At 60.7% G+C, this 12,399-nt stretch carries 8 protein-coding genes; 6 read left to right on the forward strand and 2 right to left on the reverse strand.

The window, feature by feature from the left end:
* The first annotated feature begins 8 nt into the window (after positions 1–8).
* The 6 genes from FGK63_RS05110 (at position 9) to FGK63_RS05135 (ending at position 9,099) form a co-directional block, all read left to right on the forward strand.
* Positions 9–1,178 carry an RsmB/NOP family class I SAM-dependent RNA methyltransferase gene (locus FGK63_RS05110; RefSeq protein ID WP_138840543.1) on the forward strand — a complete coding sequence of 390 codons (1,170 nt, stop codon included), beginning with the start codon at positions 9–11 and terminating at the stop codon, positions 1,176–1,178.
* A 90-nt stretch (positions 1,179–1,268) separates the two neighbouring features.
* The gene (locus FGK63_RS05115) at positions 1,269–3,575 is read left to right on the forward strand and encodes a hybrid sensor histidine kinase/response regulator (RefSeq protein ID WP_138840544.1); all 2,307 of its coding nucleotides are present in this window, start codon (positions 1,269–1,271) and stop codon (positions 3,573–3,575) included.
* Between the two features lie 336 nt (positions 3,576–3,911).
* Complete coding sequence (recA, locus tag FGK63_RS05120; protein WP_138840545.1) at positions 3,912–4,979, forward strand: recombinase RecA; 1,068 nt, start codon at positions 3,912–3,914, stop codon at positions 4,977–4,979.
* A 173-nt stretch (positions 4,980–5,152) separates the two neighbouring features.
* Positions 5,153–7,822 carry an alanine--tRNA ligase gene (alaS, locus tag FGK63_RS05125; RefSeq protein WP_138840546.1) on the forward strand — a complete coding sequence of 890 codons (2,670 nt, stop codon included), beginning with the start codon at positions 5,153–5,155 and terminating at the stop codon, positions 7,820–7,822.
* Between the two features lies 1 nt (position 7,823).
* Entirely contained in the window at positions 7,824–8,111 is a 288-nt protein-coding gene (locus FGK63_RS05130) for a DUF1330 domain-containing protein (protein ID WP_138840547.1), read from the forward strand.
* A gap of 292 nt (positions 8,112–8,403) precedes the next feature.
* Positions 8,404–9,099: a transglutaminase-like cysteine peptidase gene (locus FGK63_RS05135; RefSeq protein ID WP_246043959.1), complete on the forward strand. Its 696-nt coding sequence runs from the start codon at positions 8,404–8,406 to the stop codon at positions 9,097–9,099.
* 85 nt (positions 9,100–9,184) lie between these two features.
* Here the strand turns inward: FGK63_RS05135 and FGK63_RS05140 are convergent, their stop codons facing one another.
* Both FGK63_RS05140 and typA read right to left on the reverse strand, forming a co-directional pair.
* A complete protein-coding gene (locus FGK63_RS05140; RefSeq protein WP_138840548.1) occupies positions 9,185–9,775 on the reverse strand; it encodes a hypothetical protein in 591 nt (196 codons plus the stop codon).
* A 748-nt stretch (positions 9,776–10,523) separates the two neighbouring features.
* Entirely contained in the window at positions 10,524–12,341 is a 1,818-nt protein-coding gene (gene typA / locus FGK63_RS05145) for a translational GTPase TypA (RefSeq protein WP_138840549.1), read from the reverse strand.
* Positions 12,342–12,399 lie beyond the last annotated feature (58 nt).

Genomic DNA, 12,399 nt, shown 5'->3' on the forward strand with positions numbered 1-12,399 from the left:
ATAACGCCATGACCCCTTCCGCTCGCGTACAGGCCGCCATCGAGATCCTGGACGACATCCTCGCAGGGGCGCCCGCCGAAAAGGCCCTGACAGGTTGGGCGCGGCGCAGCCGGTTCGCCGGGTCCAAGGATCGGGCCGCGATCCGGGATCATGTCTTCGACGCGCTGCGTTGCAAAAGATCCTTTGCCGCTTTGGGCGGTGCCGAAACCGGGCGCGGGTTGATGCTGGGGTCGTTCCGTGCAGAGGGGCGTGATCCTGGCTCCGTTTTTACCGGCGAACGTCACGCGCCGGATCCGGTCAGGGAAGGTGAAACCGGCCATGCGCCGCGCAGCGAGCCTGAACGCTTGGACATCCCCGATTGGCTTTGGCCTTCCTTCTCCAGCAGTTTGGGGTCCGAGAGCGAGCCTGTGGCGAAGGCATTGCAATGCCGCGCGCCGATTCACTTGCGGGTCAATCTGCGCAAGGCGACGGTACCTGATGCAATCGCAGCCTTGGCGCGGGACGGGATCGAGGTCGCACGGCACCTTGCTTGCGACACTGCGCTTGAGGTGACGTCCGGTGCGCGTGGGATTTCGCAGAACTCCGCCTATCTTGACGGGATGGTGGAACTGCAGGATGCGGCAAGTCAGGCTGTCGTCGCCGCATTGAATCTTGCACCCGGAATGCGCGTGCTGGACTATTGCGCAGGCGGCGGTGGCAAGACACTGGCGCTGGCCGCCAACGAGGGAGTCGAAGTCTTTTCCCACGACGCCGCGCCGGGAAGGATGCAGGATCTGCCCGTGCGCGCGAACCGCGCCGGTGTGAAGGTGACAACCATCGAAACGACCGGGATTGCCCGACTGGCACCTTTCGATCTGGTGCTGGTGGACGCGCCCTGCTCGGGAAGCGGATCCTGGCGGCGATCCCCGGCCGGGAAATGGGCGCTGACGGCGGAACGATTACAGGAACTGACGCACATTCAAGGCGATATCCTGGCGCAAGCGGCGTCTGTGGTGTCGGCCTCCGGCGTGCTTGCCTATGCAACCTGTTCCGTGTTGGATGAAGAGAATGGGCTGGTTGTAGAGACATTCCTGCAAGATCATCCGGATTGGGTGGAGATCCATCGCCAATCCTGGCTGGTTTCACAAGGAACCGACGGGTTCTTCACCTCTCACTTGACGCGAAACCGGGCGCGATAATAACAACGCAAGGTAGAGCTGGCGCGTTAAGCCGCGGTTAACCCTTGCCGCGCGACGGTTCTACGAACACGTACCGTTCCGAGTTGCGTCATGCCAGTTTCCACCGTTCCGTCGACGCTCGCCTTCGGGCGGTATGCACCTCCGGTCGCACGCTACCTTGTCCTGTTATTGCTGGCGGTTTCGGCGCTGTGGGTCGCGGCTTTCGGAGGACTTCACGCGCCATTTGCGAATGCGGTTGCCGTGACGGGGGCGTCGCTTTCACTGGTTCTCGCGGCAGTATTTCTGATGCGACTGCACCTTTCACTGAAGGCGGCGAGGCGACGGGCGGTCGTCGCGTCCATTATCGAGTTGGAAACATCGCCTTGCTTCGTGACCAACTCCGAAGGCGTCGTGCAATCGATCAACGAGGCCGCAAAACGGTTTTATCCCCAGGCTCCACGGGCAAGCCTGGATCGGGTTCTCAGGGCAACCTTGGCCAATCCCAATGCCGTTCTCTTTCGGCTTCAGTCGCGAGCCAGATCCGAAGGGCGTGCGGATGAAGTGCTTGCGACCAGACATGGCAGGGTGCGAATGACCGTACGCTGTCTGGGTGACGACCATTATGTCTGGAGGTTCGGTGCCCGTTGCTGCTGTTCGGGATGGGGTGACGACGATGTGCTCCCCTCATTGCCAATCCTGACGGTCGGAAGGGGCGGAACCGTTCTTTCGATGAACAAGGCGGCACGTGAGATGATCGGGTCCGAGGTTTCGTCGCTCCACCGCCTGTTTGTTGACCAACCCGTCAAGTTTGATGTCGTCAGCCGGATTCAAACCAATGGAGGCGTCGTTTCGGTCGTGGCCGCGGAACTTTCCAAGGCGGACGCGTCCCAAGACATGTTGCTGATTCCCCTTCGGTCGGAAACGGAAGTCCGCGGAAGCACCTCTTTCGCGGAATTGCCTGTACCGCTGATGCGGTTGTCCCCGACCGGCCTTATTCTCGAAGCCAACCGGCTGGCCACTCAACTTTTGGGTGGGCGGCTGTCCGAAGACACGACGATCGAGCAGGTCATGCAGGGGCTCGGTCGACCGATCAAGGACTGGTTGCGCGAAACCGTCGATCTGGTAGCGGCTCCCAGATCCGAATTTCTCCGCCTGAACCGCAACGACACGGAGATGTTCGTTCAGGTCACGCTGAATCGCGTCACGCGGGACGGTGAGGTCGGCCTGATCGCGGTGCTGAATGACGCGACCGAACTTAAAACCCTTGAGGCGCAGTTCGTGCAAAGCCAGAAAATGCAGGCAGTGGGTCAGCTGGCGGGGGGCGTCGCTCATGACTTCAATAACCTTTTGACCGCGATTTCAGGATATTGCGACCTATTGTTGCTGCGCCACGATCAGAGCGATCCGGACTATGGCGACCTCGTGCAGATCAACCAGAACGCAAACCGGGCCGCCGCGCTCGTCAGTCAATTGCTGGCGTTTTCGCGCAAGCAAACCTTGCGGCCCGAAACGCTGGATCTGCGGGACACGCTCTCGGATCTGATTCACCTGCTCAATCGCTTGGTCGGAGAAAAGATCACCCTTACGCTCAGCCACGATCCCGTGCTGAAACCGGTGCGCGCGGACAAACGGCAGTTGGAGCAAGTGTTGATGAACCTTGTCGTCAACGCCCGCGACGCGATGCCGGAGGGCGGAGAGGTTCGCATCGAAACCGAAGTGGTGTCTCTGACCCAGCCGTTGGTGCGCGATCGGGCAATTCTTCCGGCCGGTGAATATGTCTTGGTAAAGGTGATCGATTCAGGCGTGGGGATCGCACCCGACAAGCTGCAGAAGGTGTTTGAACCCTTCTATACGACCAAGCGGACAGGCGAGGGAACCGGGCTTGGCCTTTCGACCGTATACGGAATCGTCAAGCAGACGGGTGGGTATATTTTTGTCGACAGCGTCGAAGGGAGCGGGTCAGAGTTTTCGATTTTTCTGCCGGTCTACTCTCGAATCGATGAACCCGAACCTCTGGAACAAGCGCCGGCGGCAAGACAGTCTCCCAAACACGGCGAAGGTGTCGTACTGCTGGTCGAAGACGAAGCGCCGGTTCGCGCATTCGCGTCGCGAGCATTGCGCTTGCGCGGTTATACAGTCCTGGAGGCCCATTCCGGCGAAGAAGCCTTGCGACTGCTAGAAGACAAGAGCCTGTCCGTCGACGTATTTGTGACCGATGTGGTCATGCCGGGCCTTGACGGGCCAAGCTGGGTGCGGCGGGCATTGGTCGAGCGGCCACAAGTAAGGGTGATCTTCATGTCCGGCAATGCCGAAGGCGCCTTTGGCGATTCCGGCCCCGAAATAGCCGGTTCCGTATTCTTGGCAAAACCGTTCTCGCTGAACCAGTTGACTGAAACGGTGTATCAGCAATTGAGCTAGCCGGGCAAAGAATGGTCACTAAAAGTGCGCCCTAAGTCACGAAAAATATATATTTATGTTCGAGTTTCGCCTACTTCTCTAGGCCCCAATGGAAAACTTGGCGGTTCAATTTGGCCGCGCTTTGGTTCTCGTGAGAGACGATTTTTGGACCCGACGCATCCTGCGTTCTCACGACGCCAAATCCACGTAAACGACTCCTTAACTCAATTCCGCAAATCTCATCTGCAGAAGTTTTGGTTGAAATGTTCTCATTTTGGTCCCATAAGGAACAAGAGGCGAACAAAGCAGCGATTGCCGCCCGGCCACGGGTGTGACAAAAAGAAAGCGAACAGGACAATGGCGGATCTTCTGACGATGAGCAGCAAGCAGAACCCGGACAAGCAAAAGGCGCTGGACAGCGCGTTGGCCCAGATCGAACGCCAGTTCGGCAAGGGCTCGATCATGAAGCTGGGCGGTGAAAACCCCATCCAAGAGATCGAGGCCAGTTCCACCGGCTCTCTGGGGTTGGATATCGCGTTGGGAATAGGCGGGCTGCCGATGGGGCGGATCGTCGAGATTTACGGGCCGGAAAGTTCGGGTAAGACAACGCTGACGCTGCATTGCATCGCCGAGCAACAAAAACGCGGCGGCGTCTGCGCTTTTGTCGATGCCGAACACGCCTTGGACCCGCAATATGCCCGAAAGCTGGGTGTCGACCTGGACGAACTGCTGATCTCGCAGCCCGATACCGGGGAACAAGCCCTCGAGATCACCGACACGCTGGTCCGCTCGGGTGCCGTGAACATGGTGGTGGTCGATTCGGTGGCGGCCTTGACCCCGAAATCGGAACTGGAAGGCGACATGGGCGATAGCAGCGTCGGTGTGCAAGCCCGTCTGATGAGTCAGGCGATGCGCAAGCTGACTGCCTCGATCAGCCGCTCGAAATGCATGGTGATCTTCATCAACCAGATCCGCATGAAGATCGGCGTGATGTTCGGCAGCCCCGAAACCACCACCGGTGGCAACGCGCTGAAGTTCTACAGCTCGGTGCGCCTGGACATTCGCCGCATCGGCGCGATCAAGGACCGGGATGAGGTCGTTGGAAACCAGACCCGCGTGAAGGTTGTCAAGAACAAGGTGGCGCCGCCTTTCAAGCAGGTGGAATTCGACATCATGTATGGCGAAGGCATCTCGAAGATGGGCGAGTTGCTGGATCTGGGCGTCAAGGCCGGCGTGGTCGAAAAATCCGGATCCTGGTTCAGCTATGGCGACGAAAGGATCGGGCAGGGGCGGGAAAACGCCAAGCAATACCTGCGCGAGAACGACCGCGTCGCGCTTGAGATCGAAGACAAGATCCGCGCAGCGCATGGGCTCGAATTCGACATGGCGTCTTCCGCGGAGGAAGACGATATCCTCGAAGCCTGACATCAACGAACCGGGGGATATCTTCCCGTCTATCCGGAACAACGAGAACATTGCAAACAAGGCGGTCTCGATAGCCGCCTTGTTTCGTTCCATTGGTCAGTGTCCTGTGGACTATCTCAGGGGACGCGGATAAACCTTCGCAGAACAAGTCGATTGCGCGCCGAGAGAGCCAAATGCCCACGCTGAACGAGATCCGCTCAACCTTTTTGAACTACTTTGCCAAACAGGGCCATGAAGTCGTCGCATCCAGCCCGCTGGTTCCCCGCAACGACCCGACCCTGATGTTCACCAACTCGGGCATGGTTCAGTTCAAGAACCTGTTCACCGGCGTCGAAACCCGCGACTACCGGCGGGCCACGACCGCGCAGAAATGCGTCCGGGCAGGCGGCAAACACAACGATCTGGACAATGTCGGCTACACGGCGCGGCACCACACGTTTTTCGAGATGCTCGGCAACTTTTCCTTCGGCGACTATTTCAAGAACGAGGCGATCCCATTTGCCTGGGAATTGATCACTAGGGATTTCGGCATCGACAAGACGCGCTTGATGACCACGGTCTATCACACCGATGACGAGGCTTTCGAGATTTGGAAGAAAGTCGGCGTTCCAGAGGACCGGATCATCCGCATCAAGACCAGTGACAATTTCTGGCAGATGGGTCCGACTGGCCCCTGTGGCCCTTGTACGGAAATCTTCTACGATCACGGCGACCATATCTGGGGCGGTCCTCCGGGTAGCCCGGACGAGGACGGAGACCGGTTCATCGAAATCTGGAACATCGTTTTCATGCAAAACGAACAGTTCGAGGACGGCTCGATGGTCGAACTCGACATGCAGTCGATCGACACCGGCATGGGTTTGGAGCGGATCGGCGCATTGCTACAGGGAAGCCATGACAACTATGACACCGACTTGTTCAAGTCGCTGATCGAGGCGTCGGCGGATGCAACCAATGTGGATCCTTACGGGGACCAGAACGTTCACCACAGGGTGATTGCGGACCACCTGCGTTCGACCTCTTTCCTGATCGCGGACGGCGTCATGCCGTCGAATGACGGGCGCGGGTATGTCCTGCGGCGGATCATGCGCCGTGCCATGCGGCATGCCCACCTGCTGGGGGCCAAGGATCCGGTCATGCACCGGTTGGTTCCCGCGCTGGTGCAACAGATGGGCGCGCAATATCCCGAACTCGGTCGCGCTCAGGCCTTGATCGAGGAAACGCTGCTGCTGGAAGAAACCCGGTTCAAGCAGACACTCGATAGGGGTCTGAAACTGCTCGACGATGAATTGGCTGCGTTGCCGGACGAGGCGCCATTGCCCGGCGATGCGGCGTTCAAGCTATATGACACCTATGGGTTCCCGCTGGATTTGACTCAGGACGCCCTGCGCGAAAAGGGCAGGGCCGTCGATACCGACGGCTTCGATGTTGCCATGGCCGAACAAAAGGCGAAGGCGCGCGCGGCTTGGGCCGGATCCGGCGAAGCAGCGGATCTGGCCGTGTGGTTCGATGTCGTCGACGCGGCGGGCGCTACGGATTTTCTGGGTTACGATACAGAAAAAGCCGAAGGGCAAGTGGCCGCTCTGGTGGTCGACGGAGTGATCGTCGACAAGATCGCCGAGGGCAACAGCGGCTGGATCGTAGTCAACCAGACGCCGTTTTACGGCGAGGCCGGTGGTCAGGTCGGGGATACCGGTGTCATTCGCCGGCTGGAGAACCGCGATCAGGTCGCGATCGTCGAGGACACCAAGAAATTCGCAGAGGGCAAGGTCTATGCCCACAAGGTCACGGTCGAGCGCGGGACCTTCGCCAAGGGCGAGCCGGTCGAGTTGGAGGTCGATCACGCCCGGCGGACGGCCATTCGCGCCAACCATTCGGCAACCCACCTGCTGCACGAGGCTTTGCGGGAGACGCTGGGCGCACACGTGGCCCAAAGGGGATCACTGAATGCCGACGATCGTCTGCGCTTCGACTTCAGTCATTCCAAGGCGCTCACCGAAGATGAATTGGATCGGGTTGCTTCGGAAGTGAACCGGTTCATTCGGCAGAACTCCAGGGTGGAAACCCGGATCATGACGCCGGACGATGCCCGCGCGCTTGGCGCACAGGCGCTGTTCGGGGAGAAATACGGGGACGAGGTGCGGGTCGTGTCGATGGGCCGCGCCGAAACCGGTAAGGGTCATGACGGAATGACCTATTCCATCGAGCTGTGCGGCGGCACCCATGTCAAACAGACCGGCGATATTGGCACGTTTGTCCTGCTGGGTGACAGCGCCTCTGCCGCCGGTGTCCGGCGGATCGAGGCGCTCACTGGTGGGGCGGCTTTCGAACATCTGTCTCAGGAAGCCACGCGCATGTCCGAGGTGACGGCCATTCTCAAGGCCCAGCCATCAGACGTGGTCGAGCGGGTTCGTGCACTGATGGATGAGCGCAAGGCGCTGCAGAACGAAGTCGCGCAGCTGCGCCGCGAACTGGCGATGGCAGGCGGAGCCGGGCAGGGCGGCGGCGATGCGCGCGAGGTGAACGGCATCCGTTTCCTGGCCCAATCCCTGACCGGAGTATCGGGCAAGGACCTTCCGGCCCTGATCGATGAACACAAGGAACGGATCGGATCGGGTGCAGTGCTGTTGATTGCCGATGCCGGCGGCAAGGCCGCCGTGGCGGCCGGCGTCACCAACGACCTGACGGACAAGGTGTCGGCCGTGGACCTCGTGAAGGCGGCGGTCGCCGAACTTGGCGGTAAGGGCGGGGGTGGCCGCCCCGACATGGCGCAGGGCGGCGGCAAGGATGCGGCCAACGCCGCAGCGGCGATCAAGGCCGCGGAACAAGTACTGGGAGGTTGAGATGGGCGCACTCTGGATCGCGCACGTGACGGTAAACGACGCGGCGGCTTACGGTAAATATGCCGAACTGGCGGGACCGGCGATTGCAAAGCATGGCGGAGAATTCATCGCCCGCGGCGGGCGCTTCGTTCAGCTTGAAGGCAAGGAGCGTCCGCGCAACGTGGTCGCCCGCTTTCCGTCGGTCGAAGCTGCCGTCGACTGTTACAACTCGCCCGAGTATCAGGAAGCTCTGAGCCATGCTCAAGGCGCGTCCGAACGTGAATTGCTGGTGGTGGAAACGACCGAGTAATTCCAGCTTTTTTTGCCCGGGGCGAATCATTTGCAATTTAACAAAAACCCGTTTCGCGACGGGTTTTTGTGTTTTTGGTGTTTCTGGCATCCCAGTGGTCAAGCGACCAACAGTTCCGTCGAAAAATCCTATTTATTTTCATGCTATTACTTTCGCCAGGGGCAGGTAATTTCTGAGAAACCGCCCTTGAATTCGGCCATTTCGGCCAGATTCTGACCGTGAAAGCGTCACAATAATCGACGGATTTTCGCCGCTTTCGACCTCCAATCTGCGAAACGATTGCGATGCATCCATGAATTTCGGACCCTTCTGGGAAACAGAAGCGGATCGACGGGAGGCAACAATCGTCAAGATTGTAGTGGATCGAGGGACAGGCATGACAAAACTTGGAATCGCGCAGGATTTGCTCGCGCGAACTGCAGCCGTAAGGATGATGCTGGCCGCTGTTGTCGCATGCGGAACAATTGCTACGGCCGGCCCGTTGCAGGCTTCCGAAACGCCGTTCATTAAGGCCGTCGCTGCGACGCCTCCGCCCACCGGCGCCAAGTCGCTTTGCGTGAACTATTCCTGGGCGTGCGCAAGCTCCCGTTCCAACAGTCTCCCGCGCGAGCAGGAGTTGCGGATCGTGAATGCGGTCAACAAGCGGGTCAACCGGTCGACACGCGCCGTGACGGACGAAAGCCAATACCGGAAAAAGGACAAATGGGCGCTGCCGACTCGGCGTGGTGGCGACTGCGAGGACTTTGCCCTGCTGAAGAAGAGAGAACTGATGCAGATGGGGCTCGACCCCAGCAAACTGCTGTTGGCGACCGTTCTGGATACCGATCGCAACTCGCACGCGGTCTTGGTGTACCGCTCCAGCTATGGCGATCTGGTTCTGGACAACCTGACCAACAAGATCAAACCCTGGAAGGCGACGCGGTATCTTTTCCTGAGAATGCAGAACCCTAATCGACCCGGAAGCTGGGTCGGGGTATCCAACAGCTGACAAGAACAGCGCGCCACTGAGGCGCGCTGTCGTTTATTTCACTGGCCTCTGGTTGGGAACCCGGAGGCCAGTTCACGTTCATGACCTATTCCGCGGGTTCAGCCGCCGCCGCCGCCGCTTGCGCCGCCGGCTCCGCCGTTGCTGCCGCCACCGCCTGTGCCGGAACCGGTGCCGCCGCCACCACCGGCACTGCCGTCGGCGCCACCGTCGCCACCTCCAGAGCCGTTGCTGCCGCCCGGACCGCCATTGGTGCCGCCACCGGCACCCGATCCTGTGCCTCCGGCACCGCCGCCGCTGCCTGCGGTCCCACCATCGCCGCCGCCGGTTCCACCGTCTGCGCCGCCTGCGCCGCTGTTGCCGCCGCCGCCGTCTCCGCCGCCGGCACTGCTACCACCGTCGCCGCCATTGCTGCCACCACCGGTGCCACCACCAGCGCCGCTGCCGCCGCCGCCGCCATTGCTGCCGCCGCCTGTGCCACCACCAGCGCCGCTGCCGCCGCCGCCGCCGTTGCTGCCACCACCGGTGCCACCACCAGCGCCGCTACCGCCGCCGCCGCCGTTGCTGCCGCCACCGGTGCCGCCACCAGCGCCGCTACCGCCGCCACCGCCGGTGCTGCCACCACCTGTACCGCCACCAGCACCGCTGCCACCGGTGCCGCCACCAGTGTTGCCGCCACCGGTATTGCCACCACCGGTATTGCCGCCGGGTCCGGTGCCGCTACCCGGTGCGGGTGCCGCGCCCGATCCAGCCGGCGCTCCTCCTGCGCTACCCGAGCCGCTGCCGGGCCCGCCCGAAGATCCTCCGTTGGAGGCCAGTACGTTGCCAAGGCTGCCGTCGCCGTTTTCGGACGTCGAATCCTGAATCGTGGCAGTCGGGAAGTCGGTCAGAACCGTGGCGAGTGCAGGGCATGCCTGAAGCGTGCGAGCAAGGATGTCCTCAAAGTCGGGCCTTAGCTGGATATAACGAATCATCCGGTCTTCAACGACGCGGCACGCACACAGGGTTTCGGTTGATACGGATTGGCGCGCCGTCTTCACGGTACATTTCTCGGCCGCCGCGTTTCCGCCTGACGCTATGAAGGTCATCGAAGTCGATGCCAACACCAGCGAGATGAAACGTTTCTTCGCACTCATAACTAGTACTCCAACAAAAAAATCGTGACACAACACTTACATGACAAGGGTACCCAACCGCCGCATTTTCGTCAATTTGCCAACCATATTTTGCCGCAAAATTTGGTGGTCGAGCGAAACTGGAGCGGCCTAAACCGCTATCGGATAAGTAGAAATGTTCGGCAAAACAGACAAATAGGCCCGCCGTATTGGCGGGCCATCAGGGCAGGTTCGTGCATCCAATAGATGCAAAAAAGCCATATTGTTGCCATTGTTTCCGGGGCGCACGTCTGCGCGCCCTGCGGTGGGGGATTAGCCGGCCTTGGCCATACGCTTGCGCTCGTGCGGGTCGAGGAAGCGTTTGCGCAGACGGATGGCGTTCGGCGTCACTTCGACGAGTTCGTCGTCGTCGATATAGGCGATCGCCTCTTCCAGCGAGAACTGGATATGTGGCGTCAGCCTGACCGCGTCATCAGAACCGGACGCGCGGATGTTCGTCAGCTTCTTGCCCTTCAGCGGGTTCACTTCCAGATCGTTGTCGCGCGAATGCTCGCCAATGATCATGCCTTGATAGACATCGGTCTGCGGCCCCAGGAACATGCGTCCGCGCTCTTCCAGGTTCCACAGCGCGTAGGCCACGGCCTGTCCGTTTTCCATGGAAATCAGAACGCCGGCACGGCGACCAGGGATAGGTCCCTTGTGTGGCGACCAGCCGTGGAAGACCCGGTTCAGAACGCCCGTACCGCGGGTGTCCGTCAGGAATTCGCCGTGATAGCCGATCAGGCCGCGCGACGGCACATGAGCGATGATCCGGGTCTTTCCCGCACCGGAAGGGCGCATCTCCACCAGTTCGCCCTTGCGCGCGCCGGTAACTTTTTCGATCACCGCGCCCGAATACTCGTCGTCGACGTCGATCGTGACTTCCTCGATCGGCTCAAGGCGCTGGCCGTTTTCCTCGCGGAACAGAACCTGGGGGCGCGAAATCGACAATTCGAACCCTTCGCGCCGCATGTTTTCGATCAGCACGCCCATCTGCAATTCGCCGCGTCCGGCGACCTCGAAAGCTTCGCCGCCGGGTGTGTCGGTGACGCGGATGGCCACGTTCGATTCGGCCTCTTTCATCAGACGGTCGCGGATCACGCGCGATTGCACTTTCTTGCCGTCGCGGCCAGCCAGAGGCGAATCGTTGATGCCGAAAGTTACGGTGATCGTCGGCGGATCGATCGGCTGAGCGGGCAGGGCGTCGGTCACTTGCGGCGCCACCAGTGAATCGGCGACGGTCGCCTTGCTCATCCCTGCGATCGTGACGATGTCGCCTGCTTCGGCGACATCGATCGGTTGCTGGCTGAGGCCGCGGAACGCCAGGATCTTGGTGGCCCGGAAGTTCTCGATCAACTTGCCATCGCGGCTGAGAGCCTTCAGCGCGTCGCCTGCCTTGAGTCGTCCGCTTTCCACGCGGCCGGTCAGGATGCGGCCGATGAAGGGGTCACTGCCCAGGGTCGTCGCAAGCATTCGGAATGGCTCGTCCTGGCGTTCGATCTGTTTCGGAGCCGGCACATGACTCACCACCAGATCGAACAGAGCCGAGAGATCCTTCCGCGGTCCGTCAAGCTCCAGATCGGCCCAGCCGGAACGGCCCGAAGCATACATCGAGGGAAAATCCAGCTGATCGTCATTTGCGCCGAGGTTGGCGAAAAGGTCGAAGCACTCGTCCAGCGCCCGGTCGGGTTCGGCGTCCGGCTTGTCGACCTTGTTCAGCACGACGATCGGGCGCAGGCCCAGCGCCAGTGCCTTGGATGTCACGAATTTGGTCTGTGGCATCGGACCTTCGGCCGCGTCCACCAGCAGGACAACGCCGTCGACCATGCTGAGGATGCGTTCGACTTCGCCTCCGAAGTCGGCGTGGCCGGGCGTGTCGACGATATTGATGCGCGTGCCTTTCCATTCGACCGAGGTCGCCTTGGCCAGAATGGTGATGCCCCGTTCGCGTTCCAGATCATTGCTGTCCATGGCGCGTTCCGCCACGGTCTGGTTTTCCCGGAACGCGCCGGATTGTTTCAGCAGCTCATCCACCAGGGTCGTCTTGCCGTGGTCCACGTGAGCAATGATTGCGATATTACGCAGGTCCATATGAGGTCAGCCTTTGAACGGGAAGTTGCGGCGCGAATAGCGCGGCACGGGGAAATAT

It is taken from the genome of Ruegeria sediminis (assembly GCF_005938215.1).
GTDB classification, from domain to species: Bacteria; Pseudomonadota; Alphaproteobacteria; order Rhodobacterales; family Rhodobacteraceae; genus Ruegeria; species Ruegeria sediminis.

Excerpts from the sequence above, each read along its gene's own strand:
- FGK63_RS05135 (WP_246043959.1), top strand. The coding sequence starts at position 8,404 with ATGAATTTCGGACCCTTCTGGGAAACAGAAGCGGATCGACGGGAGGCA.
- FGK63_RS05115 (WP_138840544.1), top strand. The coding sequence starts at position 1,269 with ATGCCAGTTTCCACCGTTCCGTCGACGCTCGCCTTCGGGCGGTATGCA.
- typA (WP_138840549.1), bottom strand. The coding sequence starts at position 12,341 with ATGGACCTGCGTAATATCGCAATCATTGCTCACGTGGACCACGGCAAG.
- FGK63_RS05110 (WP_138840543.1), top strand. The coding sequence starts at position 9 with ATGACCCCTTCCGCTCGCGTACAGGCCGCCATCGAGATCCTGGACGAC.
- FGK63_RS05130 (WP_138840547.1), top strand. The coding sequence starts at position 7,824 with ATGGGCGCACTCTGGATCGCGCACGTGACGGTAAACGACGCGGCGGCT.
- recA (WP_138840545.1), top strand. The coding sequence starts at position 3,912 with ATGGCGGATCTTCTGACGATGAGCAGCAAGCAGAACCCGGACAAGCAA.
- alaS (WP_138840546.1), top strand. The coding sequence starts at position 5,153 with ATGCCCACGCTGAACGAGATCCGCTCAACCTTTTTGAACTACTTTGCC.